We start from the raw sequence: 19,878 nt of genomic DNA, 5'->3' as shown, positions 1-19,878 counted from the left end.
CCCTGACCATTGCGGAATGCCTCCACGGCTGCAAGAAGCGGGCCTCGCGGCCACGGAAGATCGGAAATCGACCTTGTTGTGCGGAAACAATCCTTTACGATCATGGTGGCCCAGCCTTCGAGTCGGTTCAAATGGAACGAAATGCATCATATGAACCACCATGGCATGCGCCTTCATGATGCAGGCGTAGTAGCCAAAGCGCATCGGGACAATCGCAGCGCATGTCCGGGACATCGACCAGCATGTGTTCCATACCGAACGGGTAGACCGTTACAGGGCAGTACAGTCATGCGCCCGGCGCCCGGCGCGCGGCTACCGCGACAGACGCAGGCAGCAGGAATCCCTGCGCATGGCTGACATGCCAGCGGACCGCCAAGAAAGCCGGGGATTGACGGTGCCGACCCTGAACGGGCGTGAATGCAGCCGACCGTCGATGGCGCCGGGGTCGAATGCGATGCCGTTTTACACCTCGATCCGGCAGATTTCACGGAACGCTGCAACGGCGGTGCCGATGTCATCAGGGCCAAGTTCCAGCAAGTCCACATCGCGCGTCGTTCGATGTGCCGGGTCGAACCACAGTGAAAACAGCAGCGCACCCTTGAGCAGGTTGTTGCCTGAATGGGGTGAGATCGACAAGCTGTACAGCAAACGCTCCAGCCCATAGTGGGTGAGCGTCAGGTTGAAGTCCTGTTTCGTGGCCTCGGCGCGCAGCTCTCCAGGCAGGGCCGCATCGCATTCGCCACGCGATTGACTGCGCCATAGCATCCATCGTCGGCTTGCGCTGCGTCCAGCCATCGCGCAGCGCCTCCAGCGGCACGTCCAGACCTATCTTGTTGCGGTACTTGAAGCAGTCGGCTACCGGTCAGTGCCGGACCCGACATGCGACCACTCGCAGCGCCGACAGCCAGCACACGACACCACGCGGCACACGCCATTGCTGCGTTTGCGCGCGCCGCTGCGACTGCACGGTGCGACAGGCCCGCTTGACATCGCCGCTGCCGGTGATTTCATCGGCCTGAGCGTGCGCACGCTGATGGCAGCACACATCGAAGGTCGCCCTGACTGCTGGCGGCTGGTCGAGAACCTCAGCAGTGTCGAACGTGTGGCGCGCCGCGCTTGTGCTGGCGAAGCCGTCTTGTGGTTGCCAGGCTATCCGCCGTCGTGGTGGCTGGCCGCGGTACGCACCCTGCTTGCCGCCGCGCCCGCCCCCGCCTTCATTGCCTGCGACCCCGATCCGGACGGCATTGCCATCGCCTTGCAGGCAGCCGCGCCCTGGCGCGAAGCGGGGCTGGACTGGCAGTCGTGGAGGATGTCGGCCGACGATCTCGCAGCGCTGCCGGTGCGCCGCCCGCTCGGCGCTCGTGACACCGACAAGGCGCGTAGTCTGCTCGACAGCGGCCTGCCGCCGGTGCTGGACAGCCTGGCGCGCTGGATGCTGGAACACGGCGAAAAGGGCGAGCAGGAGGCCGTGCTTTGATGAGGGCGCCGCACGGCCACCTTGGAGCGACATTGCATCGGGGACTGTCGACGCCTTTTACACCGATCCGGCGCGTCGAACGACCTGCGCCACGCATCGCCTTGTACAGCAAGGCGTCTCTGGGCGTGCCTTTCGTTGGCATGTTGAGTGCTTGTGCTTCGCCAGTCGCCACAGCCCGGAGCCCACCCATGCCTATCCGCCACCTGCTTGCCGCCAGCGCCACTGCATTCGCATTGGCCACCTCCCCTGTTCAAGCCGAACTGCTGTCCGGCGATACCGGGCCGGTCGATGAACCGATGCTGATCTACATCGGCATGGACAGCTTCAACTTCGAATTCGGGTGGAGCGTGAACACCTTCGATCGCGCCTACCTGTATGGCCGCTGGAACGAGATTGCCGTGGCGCCCGGCGTCAGCACGGTCGAGCAGATCGGTGATGCATCGCTGCTCAGCTTCACGACACTGTTTGTCGGCCCGTTGTGCGACGCCGCGTGCGCGGCCAATGGCGTCGGAGACTTCATCGTGCTGCGGCGCGATGGCGCCTATGGCGCATTTCGCATCGACGACGTCGTGTACGATGGCTTCGATCCCACCCTCGGCACGCTGAGCGGTACCTGGTGGATACAGCTCGACGGCACGTCGCAGTTCGCCCCGCCCGTGCCCGAGCCGGCGAGCTGGGCGATGCTGCTGGGCGGCGTCGCCCTGATCGGTGCCACCGCACGCCGCCGGATGTCCTGAAGCAATACATCCCGACCGACAAACCGGCGAAAATCCGTAGGAGCGGACCCCGTCCGCGATGCGAGCGTCGTTCATGCACCGCCAAGTGCTCGAAGACGGAAATCGCCTGCGGGGGCGGAGCGGGGGTTTCGGCGAGCACTGCTCGCCGCCCGTGGAGCCGGTCGGCCATGCAGGGCCGACCGTGGGACGGCTCCTGTGAAAACCATCAAACGTTCAAAGCCCCGGCGATGTTTTTCGTAGGGGCGGACCCCGTCCGCGATGCGAGCGTCGTTCATGCACCGCCACGTGCTCGAAGACGGAAATCGCCTGCAGGGCTGGCAGTGGATCGCTGCTCCGCCAAAAACTTCGCAGCTCGCAGCGCGGCGACGCTCACACCATGCGTTCGGGCCTGACCCAGTCGTCGAACTGTTCGGCGCTGACGTCGCCGATCGCCAGTGCCGCGTCGCGCAGGCTCAGTCCGTTTGCGTGAGCGTGGTGCGCGACCGCGGCGGCGCGGTCGTAGCCTATGTGCGGACTGAGCGCGGTCACCAGCATGAGCGAGCGTGACAACAGGTCGGCGATGCGCGCGCGGTCCGGCTCGATGCCGCGGGCGCAGTGCGCGTCGAAGCCGGCCATCGCATCGGCCAGCAGGCGCACGCTCTGCATGAAGTTGTAAGCAATCAGCGGCTTGAACACATTCAGTTCGAAATTGCCCGACGCCGCGCCAATGCCCAGTGCGACGTCATTGCCCATGACCTGGCAGCACACCATGGTGAGTGCCTCGCACTGCGTGGGATTGACCTTGCCCGGCATGATGGAACTGCCCGGTTCGTTCTCCGGCAGCACCAGTTCGCCCAGTCCGCAGCGCGGCCCGGAGGCGAGCCAGCGCACGTCGTTGGCGATCTTCATCAGCGCGCCAGCCAGGGTTTTCAGCGCACCGTGCGCGGCCATCAGCGCTTCGTGTCCGGCCAGCGCCGCATACGGGTTGGCGGCGCGACGAAACGGCAGGCCGGTGTCGTGCGCGAGCCGGGCGACGACCCGCTGGCCGAATTCGGGGTGGGTGTTGAGGCCGGTGCCGACCGCGGTGGCGCCGACCGCAAGCGCAAGCACGCCGTCCACGCAGGCCCGCACGCCCTGCTCCGCCAGCACGAGCTGCGCCACCCAGCCCGACATTTCCTGCCCGAGCGTCAGCGGCGTCGCGTCCTGCAGATGGGTGCGACCGATCTTCACGATGTCGGCGAACGCCAACGACTTGCCGTCCAGCGTGGCGCGCAGCGCGGTCAGCGCAGGCAAGAGCGTGTGCGTCACGGCCAGCGCCGCTGCGACATGCATCGCAGTGGGAAAGATGTCGTTCGACGACTGGCCCAGATTGACGTGGTCGTTGGGGTGCACGCAGCGCGCTTCACCCCGGCCGCCACCCATGCGCTCCGACGCAAGATTGGCCAGCACCTCGTTCATGTTCATGTGGGTCTGCGTGCCGGAGCCGGTCTGCCACACCGACAGCGGAAAGGCATCGGCATGCGCGCCGGCCAGGATTTCATCGGCCGCGCCGGCGATGGCCTGCGCGCGTTCGGCGTCGAGCAGGCCCAGTTCGCCATTGACCTGGGCGGCGCTGCGCTTCACCCGGGCCAGTGCGTGCAGCAGTGCGTCGGGCATGCGTTCGGTGGAAATGTGGAAGTGGGCCAGCGAACGCTGGGTCTGCGCGCCCCACAGCGCACCGGCCGGTACCTCGATGTCGCCGAACGCATCGCGTTCGGTCCGTGTGGCGCGTGTCATGGCAGGCCCTCCCGAGCGATGGCCGGTCGCAAAGCGATCGGTCTGGCTGCTCAGCCTAGCCCTTCCTGGTGCGATGCGCCGGAACACGCGGGGCCGACACAGGTCATCTATGCTGAAAGTGCGTGGTATGCGGCGGTGATCCGGGACACTTCGCCCGCCGTGTCCGACGCTGACAACGATGATCAGAAGAGGAGAAGAACCATGCTTATCGTTCATCACCTGAACAACTCGCGCTCACACCGCATCGTGTGGCTGTGCGAAGAACTGGGTATCGACTGTGAACTGGTCAAGCACCTGCGCGACCCGGACAGCCAGCGTTCGCCCGACTCGCTGAAGACCGTGCACCCGCTGGGCAAGGCGCCGGTGATCGAGCACAACGGGCAGAAGATCGTGGAATCCGAAGCAATCATCGAATACATCTGCAATGTGTGCGCCGACGGCCGGCTCAGCATGAAGCCGACATCGCCCGAGTACGGGCAGTACCAGCAGTGGCTGGCGTTCGCCGAAGGCACGTTGTTCCCGGGGCTGCTGGTCGATCTGGTGGACGCGTGGACGGGTCGCGGCAACCCGGACCTGATGGGTTTTTTCGACGTGGAAACCGCAAAGAACCACCGGTTCGCCGAAGACGCGCTGGCCGGACAGGATTACCTGCTCGAATCCGGATTTTCGGCCGCCGACATCAATCTCGGCTGGGCGCTCGAATTCAGCGAGTGCCGCGGCTGGCTGCGCGACTACCCGGCACTGCAGGCCTATGTCGAGCGCCTGCGTGCCCGCCCGGCCTGCCGCAAGGCGATCTCGTACGGCGGTCCGCAGGACCTGTCGGTGTTTTCCGCCGGCGCGCGCTGACCCGAAGCACGCCCGTCCGTGGCGTTACTTCGCCGCGGCGGGCGACTGGAGGAAGGCGTCGAAGGCTTCGCCGAACGCCTCCGGCACTTCGAAATACGGCATGGCGCCGGTCTGGAAAACGGTGACCGTCCAGTTGCCGCCGCCGGTCACCCTGTCCATCCCGGTGTAGTTGGTAAAGTCGCCGCGCACCCCGTGGCTGACCCACACCGGGTGCGGGATGGCTTCATACACGGTGTGGATGTCGGCGCTGAACAGGCCGCCGGAGAGGAAGTACAACGGCGCAAAGCGCGCGCCGGGCTGGCGCGTGGTCAGCACGTCGTACGCCCACATCGTTTCATCGATGTTCTTGCCGCCCCAGGTGCGCTCCAGGAAGTAGCGGATCACGCCCGGTCGCGTCAGTTGCCGGAACAGCCAGCGCGTCCACAGCGGTGCACTCAGGACGGCGTACAACCCGGGCACCGCCCGTGTGCCGCAGGGCTCGCCGCGCCGCGGCGTGCGGCCATTCAGCCCGGTCGGACTGACCAGCGCCACCGTGCGCCAGTCGTCCGGCCGCTCGGCTGCCGCACGAGCGAGATATTCGCAGCCGAGCGAAACGGCGAGCCCATCCACCTTCGCCCCGCCGCTCAACGCACGGATGTGCTGCGCCGCCGTGTGCAGCGCGTCGGTCATCAGCCGGGGCGAATACACCCGGTCTTCGCGCGAACTGAAGCCATAGCCCGGCAGATCGATGGCATAGACGGTATGCGTGGCGGCGTAACGCTCGTAAAGCGGCCGCATTTCTGCCGCCGAGGCGGCCGCATTGATGCTGTGAACGAGCAGCATCGGCGGGCCATCACCGGCGCGGTAGCAGTTCAGTCCGTCGAAAGACAGTCGCTCACCCGGCAGTGCAGGCGGCAGGACAGGCAGGGCGTCCAATGGAATCCTTGTCGGGTCGGTAGGTGGTCGAACAGTAGCAGGATGACGAGTCACCCGATCATGGTATCGACCGCGGACATGGGAGAATCATTTCCCGCTGACCCGATCAGATCAGCCCAAAGTCATGTCGCGCGCAGCTTCAAGCGGGCGCGGATGGAGGCGGCCAGGTTGAGTCGCCGGGTAATCAGCCAGCGGCAACCCCGGCAAATCGTCGCGCGCCGGCCCGTTTGATCCCGCACAAGAACGGTTCTTGCATCGATGGTCATGCAGGCGACGGACGTGACATTTCAACCCCTGTCAGTTGAGCGAGCTTGCCCGTTCGATGCCCTGTCAAGGCCGATCTCAGCCGAGCCGCTTGCCAAATGGATAGAAGATGTTCTGCACTGCATCACGCAGCTCTTCCAGGTCTTGAGGCTTGGAGATCAGATCGCGCACCCCGGCTGCCGCGGCTTGCGCGCGCAATTCCTCGTTGACGTACCCTGAGATGAGGATCACGGGCAAGCCCGGCAGTGCATCGCGAATCGCCCTCGCGATCTCCAGGCCCGATATGCCTGGCATGTTGAAATCGGTCACCACCAGGTCGACGCGAATCTTGCCGGAAAGCACCGCGTCAAGCGCCTCCCGCTGTTCGAAGTAGGCGCTGACGCGATAGCCCCAGCGTTCAATCATCCGCTTGCTTGCGAACAGCTGCGCCTGGTCGTCGTCGATGTAGAGGATGTGCCGGCCACGGCCTTCGGCGGCCTGCCCCGCTCTTTCGATCGGGTCTGGCGCGGCAGCCAGATCGTTCGTGCTCGGAAGATACACCTCGAACGTGCTGCCTTTGTCCGGCTCGCTATGCACGACGATCACGCCTGCGTGAGCCTGCACGATGCCATGCACTACACACAGGCCCAATCCGGTGCCTTTGCCTGATGGCCTTGTCGTGAAAAACGGTTCGAAGATGCGACGTCGCGTCGCCGCGTCCATGCCGTGTCCAGTGTCGCTGACGACGATCCGGGTGTAATGGCCCGGCCGCAGCGCAGGATCGGGTCGCGCAGAGGTTTCGTCGAACGTCACGCCATCAACGCGAATCTCGATCGTCCCGGGCCGGCCTTCCATCGCTTGCGCAGCGTTGACGCCCAGGTTCAGCAGCACCTGTGTCAGCTGGGTCAAGTCGCCAAGTACGGATGGCGTGTCGGCGGCGCAGTAGCACTCGATCCGCATTCCTCCGAGCAGCCCTGCCCGCAGCAAGCGAACGCTTTCCGTGACGATCGAAGGAATCGAGACCACTTGGTGCGACGTCACCTGTCGCCGGCTGAAAGTCAGTATCTGTTGCACCAGATCCCTGGCGCGATGACTGGCCTTCTCGATCTCGGTCAGGCTCACGAGCGCCTGAGAGTTGTACGAGGCATCCTGCCGCGCCAGTTCGGCATTGATCAGTATGGTGCCCAGGATGTTGTTGAAGTCGTGGGCGACACCGCCCGCCAGGGTCCCGATCGCCTCCAGTTTCTGCGATTCGCGCAATTGCGCCTCGAGACGCGCATGCTCCTGTTCCGCCTTCTTGCGCCCGGTGATGTCGCGGATCACGGCTAGCAGGCCGGAAAAGGTTTCATCTTCCGCGCGCAGCCGGCTCACTGACGACTCGACGTCGATTTCTTCGCCACTGCGCTTCACGTGAACGTTCTCGCCGCACCAGAAGCCTGTCTCCCGCAGAGCAGTCATCGCGGCAGCTTCGTCTTCCGGACGCAGCCAGCGATACTGATAGATTTCGGAAAGTCGGCGCCCAAGCACGCTGGGGGCAGCGACACCATACTGTCGCTCGGCCGCGGCGTTGAGAAATGTCACGCGCTGGTCGTTGTCGATGGTGATCACCGCATCGCTGACTTGCGCGAGGATTTCTCCGCGAAAGCGGCTTGAATCGGCGTCCAGGCCTTCAAGGCGGAAGATCTGGGGGCCTGCAGAGGTTTCCACGACGAGCGCATCCACTGCGCCGCTGCGGATGGCCTGCAGCGTTTCCTCCGCCGCCTCCAGTCGGGCGTGCAATTCGGCATTCTGCGCGAGGAGCGTGGCGGCGCTGGCAGCTTTGGCGCGCACGGCGGGTCAGTGGCCTTCGTCGGTAGTGAGCCGATCGCCTGCCTTGCGCAGATCGAGCCCCAGCAGGATGCGTTCCGTTTGCGACATGTCGCCGATGAAACGCCGCAGCGGCAGCGGCAGCTTCTTGATCAAGGTGGGTGCGGCGATGATCTGCTCGCCTTCGGCCAGCGCAGGGTGCTGAGAGATATCCACGACTTGCAGGTCGTAGCGTCCTTGCAGATGCGCCTCGCAAATCCTGCGGATGTTCACGATGGCGCGTTCGGAGTTGCGTGTCGTGCCGGTGACGTAAAGCCGCAGGACGTAACGCGCGCTGTCGAGCTTTGCAGCGGCAGCTTCAAAGCCGAGCGGCATGCGCAGGGTCGAGGGTTGCTTTCTCATGAGCAGTCAGCGCTATATCGGCCGCACATCGAGACCGACGAGCACACGCTCTTCGTCGGACAAATCGCCGATGATCTTCGTGATCGGCTTGGGCAGGCGGCGCACAAGCGTGGGCACGGCGAGGATCTGGTCGCCGGCTGCGAGCTTCGGGTTCTTGATGAGGTCGATGATTTCGATCCGGTACTGCCCGGCAAGGTGTGTTTCGCAGATGCGCTGCAGATTGGCACAGGCCGCAATCGACTTTGCGGTCTGACCGGCGACATACAGCCGCAGCTCGAAGGCGACGGTTTTGCTCATCGCTTTCCTTTCTTCCCGCCGCTGCCGGTCTTGTCGGCGCCGCGCAGGTATGCCATGACGTCGGTGCTTTGCTGCGCCGTCCTTTGATGCAGCGTCTCGCGCGAAAGGCTGAAGGCCACCTCGGCGGATTCAACTTCCGCCTCGCAGCGCAGCGCGGCGATCTGTGCTTCGATCGCCTTTTGCCTGCTCGCAAGCTGACTCAGCTTGCGTTGATGATCCTCTTCGCGCCGTGCGGCGGCGGTGCGCTCCAGCTCTTCCTGCGCAACGCGCGCCGTCCCTGTCAGCACACGATCGGCACCGAGGTAGACATCCACCAGTTCAATCCCCTTGTCACTGAGCACGAACTCGCGGACCTGATTCGAATGTGCCATGCCGCGCGACTTCAGCACGTAGATCGTGCGGTTGCGTTCGCCATTGAATTCGACGTTGCGCAGCAGCAACCACGTGTCCATGAGCGAAGAGACCCCGAGCTGCGAATTCTCCGTTGTCTCCCCACCACCTGCCGTGAGGCTCGTGAATAACGTGGTGATCTGCTGCTGCTTGAGGAAGTCAATGAGGCGCATCAGCGTCGGCTTCACTGCCGACGCGTCGCGGTCGAGCGTGAGATTGCTGATCGGGTCGACCACCACAACGCTCGGGTGAAAACTCCTCACGGCGTCGTGCATCATCAGCAGATGCTGCTCCAGACCCTGCAGCGTCGGGCGTGACGAGTGAATCTGAAGCAGGCCCTTTTTCACCCACAGTCCGAGGTCGATGCCGATGGAACCCATGTTGCGGACGATCTGGGCGCTTGATTCCTCGTAGGCGAACAGCAACACCCGCTCGCCGCGGCGGCACGCGGCTTCGGCGAACCGGGCGCCGACACTGCTTTTGCCGGTGCCCGAAGAACCCGAAACCAATACGCTGCTGCCGCGAAAGACGCCGTGCCCGCCAAGCATCTCGTCAAGCCGGGCAATGCCCGTGGGGATGCGCTTCGCCGAGACCTCATGGTCGAGCCGCAACGAAGTGATCGGCAGCACCGAAAGGCCGCGTTCGCCGATGAGGAAGGGATACTCGTTCGTGCCGTGAGCCGAGCCGCGATACTTCAGTACGCGCAGCCGCCGGGTGGAAATCTGCTCGTGAATGCGCTGATCGAGGATGATCACGCAATCGGCGACGTATTCCTCCAGCCCGTAGCGTGTCAGCGATTGTTCGCCGCGCTCGCCGGTAATGACGGCCGTCAGACCGTGATCCTTCAGCCAGCGGAAGAGACGGCGCAACTCCGCGCGGAGAATGGCGTGATTGGGCAGGCCGGAAAACAGGGCTTCGACGGTATCGAGGACCACGCGTTTCGCGCCAATGGACTTGACGGCGTGGTCCAGCCGGATGAACAGTCCTTCCAGATCGTACTCGCCGGTCTCTTCGATCTCGCTGCGCTCGATGTGGACGTGATCGAGGACAAGCTTCTTCTGCGCGACGAGTTTCTCCAGATCGAAACCGAGCGATCGGACATTGGCCGTCAGCTCGGCCACGTTCTCCTCGAACATCATGAACACGCCGGGCTCGCCATACTGCGTCGCGCCGCGCACGAGGAATTCCATCGCGAGCATGGTTTTTCCGGAGCCTGCGCTGCCACAGATGAGGGTCGGCCGTCCCGCAGGCAGTCCGCCGTCTGTGATTTCGTCAAGGCCAACGATGCCGGTGGGGCACTTGGGCAAGTTCCCGCCCCTGGACAGCGTATTGGTCTTCAATGTCGTTGGTTCCGTGGTCAAACCGGTTTGAACTTCTGAGGTCTGCAGAGCGCTGTGACAACGTCTGTACCCTCTGCGTGCAGAGGTTGTGAACATCAGCCGCGGCATCAACCCACCAGACCGGAAGCCCGTTTGATGGCGCGGGAACTGAGGCGCAAACTGCGCCCGGCGCCCGGAACCACACTTTGGCCGACACAATCTCACATATTCTCGGTAGCGTGGCGTTGGTCGCTCTGTGCGTTACCGTACATAGCGGTGGCCCGGAGCCCTTGGGGTAGTGTTCGGGTTCGCCCCTGCCGCTACACGCTTCAGCCCCGAGGGGCGGTACATGGCAAACAGGACCGGAGTGCCCACAGACCCGGCAGCTCTCCTCTAACCAGTCGCCATGCACAGGGCGCTGCATGGCCCCGGCGAATGGCTGCTCAAGCGACTGCTTTGTGGCGACCAGGTCGGGACAGTGAATGTCTCTTCAAGGTCGGCAGTGCCTTCTGGAGAAATCAGTCAGCGGACGCTCGACCGGCCTCGGTACCCCAGAAGTGGTGGGGTACGGCCCGCCAGAGACACCCCCAGAAACCCAGGGATGGCATGAAGCGTACGGGACGTCCGGACACAAAAAAGCCCCGGAAAACTTGGTCGACCGGGGCTTTCAGGGTGTCTTGCGAGGCGTTCTGGACGCTCTGCGACTCATTTTTGGCGGAGGGGGCGGGATTCACATCAGCGCCCAGTAGCCCCATGAAATCTCAGTTTTCCTCGATCTGAATTTCGGGATACCACCAGGCCTTTCAGCCTTGCTTTTGCAGTTTCTGAAACTCATCGCGCAGCAGGGTGACCACCTCGACCAGGTCCAGTACGACCAGCCGATTCTTTTTCAGGAACGCGGCCCACTGTGCCCGTTTCACGGCATCCAGCGCGAAGGTATCGCTCAAGCCGGAGGGGACAGCGTTTGGCACCGGCAATTGCCGCCGTGCGAACGTCGCCTCGACTGCGCTGCACAGTTCTGACGATTGCAGAACCCCCTCGGTGAGCAGCACCCACAGGTCGAAGTAGTCCTTCATCCGGGTATTGGCCATGCCGAGCAGGCACACCGCATGGAATTTCTCTGCCACCACCGTGTATTTCGGGTACGAGCGCAATTGCGGTGCGGGCAGGTCATCAAGCAGCACCGGGTAGCTCACCGATTCTGGCGCGGGTGTGACTGCATCGCCAAAACCGATATCCACCTGCAGCGTGATGCGAGCACCGTCCAGCTTCGCCAGCAGATCGATCCGCACACCGCCATAGCCCGCTTCCTTGCGGATCTCCGATCCCTTGACCGACGCGGGATCGAACGCGATGCCGTCTTCCACCTCAATCGCGCAGATTTCACGGAATGCCGCAACAGCGGAGTCGATGTCATCCGGGCCAAACCCCAGCAGATCCGCATCGCGTGTCGGCCGATACGGCTGGTCGTACCACAGTGAAAACAGCAGCGCACCCTTGAGCAGGTAGTTTCCGGCATGGGGTGAGATCGACAAGCGATACAGCAAGCGCTCCAGCCCGTAGTGGGTCAGCGTCAGATTGAAGTCCTGCCTCTTGGCATCGGCGCGTTGCTTCAAGCGGGTGCGGATGGAGGCGGCCAGGTTGCGGCTCATGCCGTGACGCTTTCCAGGTAGGGCCGCATCACATTGGCCACGCGGTTGACAGCGGCGTAGTGCCAGAGCGCATCCATGGTCAGCCTGCGCTGTGCCCAGCCGTCGCGCAGCGCCTCCAGTGCCACGTCCAGGCCGATCTTGTTGCGGTACTTGAAGCAGTCGGCCACGGTCTTGGCCGCGTTGAACACCGGAACTTGCACGCCATCGATTTCGATCGGCTCGATACCATCGGTCAGTGCCGGGCCCGACATGCGGACGACACGCAGCGCCGGCTGGTCCAGTCGGGGTGTGGGCGTATGCGGAGGGATCGCCAGCCAGACCTCGAACGGCGCCTGGGTGCCGATGCCATGCACGCGCAGTGCCGACAGCAGGCACACGACACCGCGCGGCACACGCAGTGCAACTTCGGCCAGGGACCGGTGTTCACTGAGCGCACGCCCCGGCAGGCTGTAGATGCCGCGGGCAACGCGTTCAAGCTTGCCCGCAGCGACCAGCCGGCTGAGCACAACGGTCGGCAGCGCCTGCGCGCTCAGATCGCGTGCGCGCAGAAGAGGCTGGCGCTCTGCGAGTGCGAGCACGGCTTGTTCCTGCGTTGAGTCTTGGGCACGGACCATTCATGCAGTTTGTTGCAAAATCTAGTTACTTGTCAATAATTGACTAGGTAAAGAAACAAACTCTGAAAATGACTTGCACGCCTTTTTTTTGCTTGTGCAGTAGCGGCCGGCTCGCTGGTGGGTATGTGAACCGGCCAGCGCAGCTAGAGATCGATCCAAATCACAGACGTCCGGACACAAAAAAGCCCCGGAACACGTGGTCAACCGGGGCTTTCGGGGTGTCTTGCGAGGCGTTCTGGAGCGCTCTGCGATTTATTGTGGCGGAGAGGGCGGGATTCGAACCCGCGTTAGGTTTTCACCTAAACACGCTTTCCAGGCGTGCGACTTAACCCACACATCCACCTCACCGCGAAGCGCGCGACTATAGCAGAAAGCGCCCGGGCGCGGCCGTCACGGGGCCGGATTGCGCGCAGGGGGTGGGTCGACGCGGTCATTCGGCAGGCGCGGGTAGCGCAGGTGTTCGATCAGCTCCTGCGTGGCGGTGTCTGGCGGCGGGGTCAGCAGGCTGACGATGACCAGCACGATGAAGCCGAACGGGATGCCGAAGAAGCCGCAGGAGATCGGTTCGATACCCAGCCAGGCGTTGGCGATGCTGCCGCCGAAGAACGGATGGGTCAGCGATGCATAGTAGAGACACATGCCGAGTCCGGCCACCATGCCGCTGACCGCGCCGGCCTTGTTGGCACGCTTCCAGAACACGCCGCACACCAGCGCAGGGAAGAAGGCGGACGAGGCGATCGAAAACGCCAGGCCGACCATGAACAGGATGTTGTCCGGCTTCAGCGACGCGGTGTAGGCGGCGACCAGCGCGACCACCAGCAGCAGCGCCTTGGAAATGACCAGACGGCGCTGGGTCGAGGCGTTCGGGTCGATCACCTTGTAATAGACGTCGTGCGACATGGCGTTGGCGATGGTCAGCAGCAGGCCGTCGGCGGTGGACAGCGCAGCGGCCAGACCGCCGGCGGCGACCAGACCGGATATCACGTAGGGCAGACCCGCGATTTCCGGCGTGGCGAGCACGATCACGTCGGTGTTCAATGTCAGTTCGGCCAATTGCAGGATGCCGTCACCGTTGATGTCCTCGATCTTCACCAACCCGACCTTGCCCCACGAGGCGACCCAGCCGGGCAAGGTCGAAATGGTCGAACCCACCAGATTGGTATAGATCTCGAACTTGGCGAACACCGCGTAGGCCGGTGCGGTGACGTACAGCAGGAAGATGAAGAACAGCGACCAGAACACCGATTCGCGCGCTTCCTTGACGCTGGGCGTCGTGTAGTAGCGCATCAGGATGTGCGGCAACGAGGCGGTGCCTATCATCAGGCAGATCACCAGCGCGATGAAATTGAGGCGCTTGCGGCTCGATTCGGCCTCATCGCGACCGGCGTGGGCGGCGGTATGCGGCAGCGGCGGCGCCGACTTGGCGGCGGCGGCGGCGCGCGCCTCCGTCCAGCGTTTGAGTGCGTCGGCCTCGTCCCTGGGCATGTACTTGAGTGCCTTTTCGGCCGACGAAATGTCCTTTGCCGAGGCATTTTCGTGCTTCAGTTCGTCAAGCCGGATGGTCAGTGCGGCGCGCTCGCCTTCGAGCGAAGCCGGCAAACCTCTGATCTTTTCGTCGAAGGCTTCGGCGCGCGCCTTGTACATCGCGTTCACCTCGATTTCGCGCGGCGACGCGAACAGCGTCTGCTCGGTCATCGTGAGCTTCTGCAGCACGCTGCCATACACCGCCTGCGGCACCGGCACGCCGGTCACCTTGGTGGACAGGATGACCACCGGCAGCAGATAGGCCACGATGAGGATGATGTACTGGGCGACCTGGGTCCAGGTGACGGCGCGCATGCCGCCGAGGAAGGAGCACACCAGGATGCCGGCCAGGCCGACGAATACGCCAACTTCGAATTCCAGCCCGACGAAACGGCTGGTGATCAGGCCGACGCCGTAGATCTGCGCCACCACATAGGTGAACGACGCCAGGATGGTGGCGAACACACCGATCATGCGCGCCGCGTTGCCGCCGTAGCGCGCGCCGAGGAAGTCCGGAATCGTGAATTCGCCGAACTTGCGCAGATAGGGGGCGAGCAGCAGTGCGACCAGGCAGTAGCCGCCGGTCCAGCCCATGACGAAGGCCAGCCCCTGATAGCCGCCGAAGTACAGCGTGCCGGCCAGGCCGATGAAGGACGCTGCCGACATCCAGTCGGCCCCGGTCGCCATGCCGTTGAACATGGCTGGCACACGCCGGCCGGCGACGTAGTACTCGGACACGTCGGCGGTGCGGCTCATGACGCCGATGCCGGCATAGAGCGCGATCGTGGCAAACATGAACACGTAGCCGATCCAGCGCGACGACATGCCCATGCCTTCGGCCAGCGACAGCAGCACGACGAATATCGCGAAGCCGCCGGCGTACCAGGCGTACATCTTCTTGAGCTGCCGGTAAAACGCCGACTGCCGCTGCGGCATGGTCAGACGTCCTCGTTCACGCCGTACTCGCGGTCAAAGCGGTTCATCACCCGCGCGTAGTAACCGATGATCAGTACGTAGACGATGAGCGAGCCCTGGGCGCCCATGTAGAAGGCGAGCGGCCAGCCGAGAAACGACCATTCGTTGAGCTCGCGGGCGAAAAATATCGGTACGAAGGTGACCGTGAACCAGATGACGAGCAGCACCAGCGTGACGCGAAGGTTCCTGCGCCAGTATTCGCGGTGGCGTTCGGACAACTGCATCAGCATGTGCTCGGCAGCATGTTCGGTGAAATCAGGCCGCGGTAGTCGGGACGACGGGCTTCTGGGTGTTGCTGCAGGCGCAGTCGCTCGTCGCCTGCCCGTGTTGTTATCGGGGTGATGCACGCCCGGCCACTCGTCGCTCGCCGGGCGCCCGGCAACCGGGAGCCGGCGCGCATGCGCCGACCCCCGGCTTTCGATCAGAGGGCTTGCGCCAGCTGTTCGAGGATGGCCGGGTTTTCCAGCGTCGAGGTGTCCTGCGTGATCTGCTCGCCCTTGGCGATCGAGCGCAGCAGGCGGCGCATGATCTTGCCCGAGCGGGTCTTCGGCAGGTTGTCACCGAAACGCAGGTCCTTCGGCTTGGCGATCGGGCCGATCTCCTTGCCCACCCAGTTGCGCAGTTCGGTGGCGATCTGCTTGGCCTCGTCGCCGGTCGGACGCGAACGCTTCAGCACGACGAAAGCGCAGATGGCCTCGCCGGTCAGATCGTCCGGCCGCCCCACCACGGCGGCTTCCGCCACCATCGGATGCGACACCAGAGCGGACTCGATTTCCATCGTGCCCATGCGATGGCCCGACACGTTCAGCACATCGTCGATGCGGCCGGTAATCGTGAAGTAGCCGGTCTTGGCGTCACGGATCGCACCGTCGCCGGCCAGGTAGTAGCGCCCCTGGAAGTCGGCCGGGTAGTAGCTCTTCACGAAGCGATCCGGGTCGCCGAAGATCGTGCGGATCATCGACGGCCACGGTTTCTTGACCACCAGGATGCCACCCTGCCCCCAGGGTACGTCGTTGCCGGTTTCATCGACGACGGCCGCCTGGATGCCCGGGAAAGGCAACGTGCACGAGCCCGGCACCATCGGCGTGGCGCCCGGCATCGGCGTAATCATGTGGCCGCCGGTTTCGGTCTGCCAGAAGGTATCGACGATGGGGCAGCGGCTGCCGCCGACGTTTTCGTAGTACCACTCCCAGGCGGCCGGATTGATCGGCTCGCCGACTGAACCCAGGATGCGCAGGCTGGAAAGGTCGTAGCTCTTCGGATGCACGGCCACGTTCGCGTCGGCAGACTTGATCAGCGAACGGATGGCGGTCGGCGCGGTGTAGAACACGCTCACCTTGTGGTCCTGGATCATCTTCCAGAAGCGGCCGGCGTCCGGGTAGGTGGGCACGCCTTCGAACACGACTTCGGTCGCACCGCAGGCCAGCGGGCCGTAGGTGATGTAGGTGTGGCCGGTAACCCAACCGATGTCAGCGGTACACCAGAAGACATCGGAAGGCTTGATGTCGAAGGTCCAGCGCATCGTCAGGATGGCGTGCAGCAGATAGCCGCCTGACGAGTGCTGCACGCCCTTGGGCTTGCCGGTGGAACCGGAGGTGTAGAGCAGGAACAGCGGGTGTTCGGCATCGACCCATTCCGGATCGCAGGTCGCGGCCTGGCCTTCGGTGATTTCGTGCAGCCACTCGTCGCGGCCCGCGACCATGTTGCAGGTGCCACCGGTGCGCTTGTAGACGATGACGGTCGAGCAGGCTTCGCAGCCGCCCATGCCGAAAGCTTCGTCGACGATGGGCTTGAGCGGAATGTTCTTGCCGCCGCGGCACTGTTCGTCGGCGGTGATCAGCATGACCGCACCGGCGTCGCTGATGCGGTCGCGCAGCGACTGCGCCGAAAAGCCGCCGAACACCACGGAGTGCGTGGCGCCGATGCGGGCGCAGGCCTGCATGGCAACGATGCCTTCGATCGACATCGGCATGTAGATGACGACCCGGTCACCCTTCTTCACGCCCTTGGCGCGCAGCGCATTGGCCAGCCTGCACACGCGCTCCAGCAGGTCGCTGTAGGTGACACGGGTGACGGCGCCGCCGTCAGCTTCGAAAATGATGGCTGTCTTGTCACCCAGACCGGCTTCGACGTTGCGGTCGAGACAGTTGTAGGACACGTTCAGCTTGCCGTCTTCGAACCACTTGAAGAACGGGCGGTTGTCTTCATTCAGCGTGCGGGTAAACGGCGTCTGCCAGCTCACGTGCTCGCGCGCAAGGCGTGCCCAGTAACCTTCATAGTCGCGCTCGGCTTCGGCACACAGCGCGCGGTAGGCGTCCATGCCGGACACAGCGGCGCCGTCGACCAGCGCCTGCGGGGGTTGATACACGTGAACTTCGGATACTTCGGACATACGACCTCCTCCATCGAATCAAAATCTGCACGCTTGCGGGCTCACGCAGCAATGCAAGTACAGCCTTGTGGGCCGACGTCAGGCGCATGGGTGCGCTCGAATTCCATTTATTACAGCCCGGAGGGCTTACAACGCCCTTACTGCAGGGCTGCCCGCCGGGACCGTCAGGTGCGGATGGTAATATCGCGCTCGATCTTTTGCCTGACTTGCCTCAAATATGCTCAATCTCGGACGCGTTCTTCAAAGCATGATCTTCGCCAGCCGCTGGTTGCAGGCGCCACTCTACTTCGGCCTCATCGTCGCACAGGGTGTGTATGTCTACCTGTTCATGGTCGAGTTGTGGCACCTGGTCCACAAGATCGGTGCGCTGAGCGAAAACGACATCATGCTCATCGTGCTGGGCCTGATCGACGTGGTGATGATCGCCAACCTGCTGATCATGGTCATTGTCGGCGGCTACGAAACCTTCGTGTCGCGGCTCAACCTCGACGACCACCCGGACCAGCCGGAATGGCTGTCGCACGTGAACGCCGGCGTGCTCAAGGTGAAGCTGGCCACCGCCCTGATCGGCATTTCGGCCATCCACCTGCTGAAAACCTTCATCAACGCTGATCAGCTGACCGACCGCGTCGTGCTGTGGCAGGTGGTGATTCACATGGTGTTCGTCTTGTCGGCACTCGCCATGGCCTATACCGACAAGCTGATGACGCAGACGCTGCTGCTGAACAAGCAGCATCACTGAGCGTCGTGACTGGCCGCCGTTGGCGGCCGCTTCAACAGGACCTTTCCCATGAGCCAGCCCATCCGTCAGGACGATTTCATCCAGTCGATCGCCGACGCTTTCCAGTTCATTTCCTGTTACCACCCGCTGGACTACATCCAGGCGCTGGGTGCGGCGTACGAGCGGGAACAGTCGCCGGCGGCGAAGGACGCGATCGCGCAGATCCTGACCAATTCGCGCATGTGCGCCGAAGGCCGTCGCCCGATCTGCCAGGACACGGGTATCGCCGTGGTCTTCCTGAAGGTGGGCATGAATGTGCGCTGGGACGCCACGATGAGCGTGACCGACATGGTCAACGAAGGGGTGCGACGCGCCTACCTGCACCCGGACAACACGCTGCGCGCCTCGGTGCTGCTCGACCCGGCGGGCGCACGGAAGAATTCGAAAGACAACACGCCGGCGGTCATCCATTACGAAATCGTGCCGGGTGACCACGTCGAGGTGATCTGTGCCGCCAAGGGCGGTGGCTCGGAAAACAAGTCGAAGATGGTCATGCTGAACCCGTCCGATTCCATCGTGGATTGGGTACTCAAGACCGTGCCGACCATGGGCGCCGGCTGGTGCCCGCCCGGCATGCTGGGCATCGGCATCGGCGGCACGCCGGAAAAGGCCATGCTGCTGGCCAAGGAATCGCTGATGGAGCCGATCAATATCCAGTTCCTGGTCGAAAAGGCGGCGCGCGGCGAGAAGCTCACGCGAGTCGAAGAGCTGCGACTCGAACTGATGGAGAAAGTGAACGCGCTGGGCATCGGCGCCCAGGGGCTGGGCGGTCTGGCCACCGTGCTCGACGTGAAGATTCTCGACTACCCGACACATGCCGCGTCGCTGCCGGTGGCGATGATTCCGAATTGTGCCGCCACCCGGCATGTGCATTTCCATCTCGATGGCTCCGGCCCGGCCGTGCTCGAAGCGCCGCGCCTCGAAGACTGGCCGGACGTGACCTGGCAGCCGGACACCAAGAATTCGAAGCGGGTCGACCTGAACACGCTGACGCCGGCTGAAGTCGCGTCGTGGAAGCCGGGCCAGACACTGTTGCTGAACGGCAAGATGTTGACCGGCCGCGATGCGGCGCACAAGCGCATTGCCGACATGCTGGCGAAGGGCGAAAAGCTGCCGGTCGATTTCGCCAACCGCGTCATCTACTACGTCGGCCCGGTCGATCCGGTGCGCGACGAAGTGGTCGGACCGGCCGGCCCGACCACGGCAACCCGCATGGACAAGTTCACCGAAATGATGCTGGCGCAGACCGGTCTGATCGCGATGGTGGGCAAGGCCGAACGCGGCCCGGTCGCGATCGAGGCCATCCGCAAGCACAAGAGCGCTTACCTGATGGCGGTCGGCGGCGCGGCCTATCTGGTGTCGAAGGCGATCAAGGGCGCGCGCGTGCTCGGTTTCGAAGACATGGGCATGGAAGCGATCTACGAATTCGATGTGGTCGACATGCCGGTGACCGTGGCCGTGGATGCAGGCGGTACGTCGGTGCACGACACCGGGCCGAAAGAATGGCAGGCGCGGATCGGCAAGATCCCGGTCGCCACGAAGTGATACGGTGGCCCATCCGGTGATTCCTCCAGTGCATGACTGACCGGCGCCTGCCGGTCAGATGTTGAGCCGAATCGTACGAAAGGCCGCGACTGACGCGGCCCGCACTTCCTCCCCGGGGTCTGTTCAGGCCTGGTCGTGATCCGCGATCAGGCCTGAACGGGCGCTGCAAGCCCGCCGCCGTGCCCTGCGAGGTGCGGATCCTTTCACT

17 protein-coding genes and 1 tRNA gene are annotated in these 19,878 nt (G+C 63.8%); 5 read left to right on the top strand and 13 right to left on the bottom strand.

Translation table 11 applies throughout. From position 1 onward, the window contains the following. Positions 1-462: 462 nt before the first annotated feature. Positions 463-795, bottom strand: a complete 333-nt coding sequence (locus Q8R75_RS05860) for a nucleotidyl transferase AbiEii/AbiGii toxin family protein (protein ID WP_305615809.1) — start codon at positions 793-795, stop codon at positions 463-465. Between the two features lie 139 nt (positions 796-934). Here Q8R75_RS05860 and Q8R75_RS05855 point away from each other — a divergent pair, with 139 nt between their 5' ends. Both Q8R75_RS05855 and Q8R75_RS05850 read left to right on the top strand, forming a co-directional pair. Next, positions 935-1,477 (top strand): DUF2399 domain-containing protein, encoded by a 543-nt coding sequence (locus tag Q8R75_RS05855; RefSeq protein WP_305615807.1) that lies wholly within the window; start codon positions 935-937, stop codon positions 1,475-1,477. 188 nt (positions 1,478-1,665) lie between these two features. Then, complete coding sequence (locus Q8R75_RS05850; protein ID WP_305615805.1) at positions 1,666-2,214, top strand: PEPxxWA-CTERM sorting domain-containing protein; 549 nt, start codon at positions 1,666-1,668, stop codon at positions 2,212-2,214. Positions 2,215-2,583: 369 nt separating this feature from the next. Here the strand turns inward: Q8R75_RS05850 and fumC are convergent, their stop codons facing one another. Continuing rightward, complete coding sequence (gene fumC / locus Q8R75_RS05845; protein WP_305614368.1) at positions 2,584-3,969, bottom strand: class II fumarate hydratase; 1,386 nt, start codon at positions 3,967-3,969, stop codon at positions 2,584-2,586. A 201-nt stretch (positions 3,970-4,170) separates the two neighbouring features. Here fumC and Q8R75_RS05840 point away from each other — a divergent pair, with 201 nt between their 5' ends. Beyond that, positions 4,171-4,815, top strand: a complete 645-nt coding sequence (locus tag Q8R75_RS05840; RefSeq protein ID WP_305614369.1) for a glutathione S-transferase — start codon at positions 4,171-4,173, stop codon at positions 4,813-4,815. 24 nt (positions 4,816-4,839) lie between these two features. Here Q8R75_RS05840 and Q8R75_RS05835 read toward each other — a convergent pair whose 3' ends face one another. The 11 genes from Q8R75_RS05835 to acs all read right to left on the bottom strand — a co-directional run bounded on the left by Q8R75_RS05835 (position 4,840) and on the right by acs (position 17,344). Then, positions 4,840-5,730, bottom strand: a complete 891-nt coding sequence (locus Q8R75_RS05835) for an alpha/beta hydrolase (protein WP_305614370.1) — start codon at positions 5,728-5,730, stop codon at positions 4,840-4,842. 342 nt (positions 5,731-6,072) lie between these two features. Beyond that, positions 6,073-7,803 carry a response regulator gene (locus tag Q8R75_RS05830; RefSeq protein WP_305614371.1) on the bottom strand — a complete coding sequence of 577 codons (1,731 nt, stop codon included), beginning with the start codon at positions 7,801-7,803 and terminating at the stop codon, positions 6,073-6,075. A gap of 6 nt (positions 7,804-7,809) precedes the next feature. Then, positions 7,810-8,181 (bottom strand): circadian clock KaiB family protein, encoded by a 372-nt coding sequence (locus tag Q8R75_RS05825; RefSeq protein ID WP_305614372.1) that lies wholly within the window; start codon positions 8,179-8,181, stop codon positions 7,810-7,812. Between the two features lie 12 nt (positions 8,182-8,193). After that, complete coding sequence (locus Q8R75_RS05820) at positions 8,194-8,478, bottom strand: circadian clock KaiB family protein (RefSeq protein WP_305626373.1); 285 nt, start codon at positions 8,476-8,478, stop codon at positions 8,194-8,196. Beyond that, positions 8,475-10,208, bottom strand: coding sequence for a circadian clock protein KaiC (gene kaiC / locus Q8R75_RS05815; protein ID WP_305613946.1), 1,734 nt, complete (start codon positions 10,206-10,208; stop codon positions 8,475-8,477). Before kaiC ends, Q8R75_RS05820 begins: the two co-directional genes overlap by 4 nt. Positions 10,209-10,990: 782 nt before the next feature. Continuing rightward, entirely contained in the window at positions 10,991-11,839 is an 849-nt protein-coding gene (locus tag Q8R75_RS05810) for a nucleotidyl transferase AbiEii/AbiGii toxin family protein (protein ID WP_305613945.1), read from the bottom strand. Continuing rightward, positions 11,836-12,417 (bottom strand): type IV toxin-antitoxin system AbiEi family antitoxin domain-containing protein, encoded by a 582-nt coding sequence (locus Q8R75_RS05805; protein WP_305626371.1) that lies wholly within the window; start codon positions 12,415-12,417, stop codon positions 11,836-11,838. The genes Q8R75_RS05810 and Q8R75_RS05805 overlap by 4 nt, the downstream gene beginning before the upstream one ends. Before the next feature lie 294 nt (positions 12,418-12,711). Then, positions 12,712-12,801 (bottom strand) — tRNA-Ser (locus Q8R75_RS05800). Between the two features lie 42 nt (positions 12,802-12,843). Further along, the gene (locus tag Q8R75_RS05795) at positions 12,844-14,913 is read right to left on the bottom strand and encodes a sodium:solute symporter family protein (protein WP_305626369.1); all 2,070 of its coding nucleotides are present in this window, start codon (positions 14,911-14,913) and stop codon (positions 12,844-12,846) included. 2 nt (positions 14,914-14,915) lie between these two features. Then, complete coding sequence (locus Q8R75_RS05790; RefSeq protein ID WP_305613815.1) at positions 14,916-15,176, bottom strand: DUF4212 domain-containing protein; 261 nt, start codon at positions 15,174-15,176, stop codon at positions 14,916-14,918. 197 nt (positions 15,177-15,373) lie between these two features. Continuing rightward, a complete protein-coding gene (gene acs, locus Q8R75_RS05785; protein WP_305663541.1) occupies positions 15,374-17,344 on the bottom strand; it encodes an acetate--CoA ligase in 1,971 nt (656 codons plus the stop codon). A 217-nt stretch (positions 17,345-17,561) separates the two neighbouring features. On the opposite strand from acs, the gene Q8R75_RS05780 reads away from it, so the two are divergent. Beyond that, positions 17,562-18,086, top strand: a complete 525-nt coding sequence (locus tag Q8R75_RS05780; RefSeq protein WP_305615472.1) for a TIGR00645 family protein — start codon at positions 17,562-17,564, stop codon at positions 18,084-18,086. Positions 18,087-18,134: 48 nt separating this feature from the next. Next, entirely contained in the window at positions 18,135-19,670 is a 1,536-nt protein-coding gene (locus Q8R75_RS05775) for a fumarate hydratase (RefSeq protein ID WP_305615470.1), read from the top strand. The last annotated feature ends 208 nt before the right edge of the window (positions 19,671-19,878 follow it).

The organism is Methyloversatilis sp., from assembly GCF_030696805.1.
Lineage (GTDB): Bacteria > Pseudomonadota > Gammaproteobacteria > Burkholderiales > Rhodocyclaceae > Methyloversatilis.
This window is presented reverse-complemented; position numbering and strand designations above follow the sequence as displayed.

What these genes read in the sequence shown, in the direction of transcription:
- fumC (WP_305614368.1), bottom strand. Translation starts at nt 3,969, where the DNA reads ATGACACGCGCCACACGGACCGAACGCGATGCGTTCGGCGACATCGAG.
- Q8R75_RS05775 (WP_305615470.1), top strand. Translation starts at nt 18,135, where the DNA reads ATGAGCCAGCCCATCCGTCAGGACGATTTCATCCAGTCGATCGCCGAC.
- Q8R75_RS05840 (WP_305614369.1), top strand. Translation starts at nt 4,171, where the DNA reads ATGCTTATCGTTCATCACCTGAACAACTCGCGCTCACACCGCATCGTG.
- Q8R75_RS05780 (WP_305615472.1), top strand. Translation starts at nt 17,562, where the DNA reads ATGCTCAATCTCGGACGCGTTCTTCAAAGCATGATCTTCGCCAGCCGC.
- Q8R75_RS05860 (WP_305615809.1), bottom strand. Translation starts at nt 795, where the DNA reads ATGGCTGGACGCAGCGCAAGCCGACGATGGATGCTATGGCGCAGTCAA.
- Q8R75_RS05810 (WP_305613945.1), bottom strand. Translation starts at nt 11,839, where the DNA reads ATGAGCCGCAACCTGGCCGCCTCCATCCGCACCCGCTTGAAGCAACGC.
- Q8R75_RS05825 (WP_305614372.1), bottom strand. Translation starts at nt 8,181, where the DNA reads ATGAGAAAGCAACCCTCGACCCTGCGCATGCCGCTCGGCTTTGAAGCT.
- Q8R75_RS05820 (WP_305626373.1), bottom strand. Translation starts at nt 8,478, where the DNA reads ATGAGCAAAACCGTCGCCTTCGAGCTGCGGCTGTATGTCGCCGGTCAG.
- Q8R75_RS05850 (WP_305615805.1), top strand. Translation starts at nt 1,666, where the DNA reads ATGCCTATCCGCCACCTGCTTGCCGCCAGCGCCACTGCATTCGCATTG.
- acs (WP_305663541.1), bottom strand. Translation starts at nt 17,344, where the DNA reads ATGTCCGAAGTATCCGAAGTTCACGTGTATCAACCCCCGCAGGCGCTG.
- Q8R75_RS05790 (WP_305613815.1), bottom strand. Translation starts at nt 15,176, where the DNA reads ATGCAGTTGTCCGAACGCCACCGCGAATACTGGCGCAGGAACCTTCGC.
- Q8R75_RS05795 (WP_305626369.1), bottom strand. Translation starts at nt 14,913, where the DNA reads ATGCCGCAGCGGCAGTCGGCGTTTTACCGGCAGCTCAAGAAGATGTAC.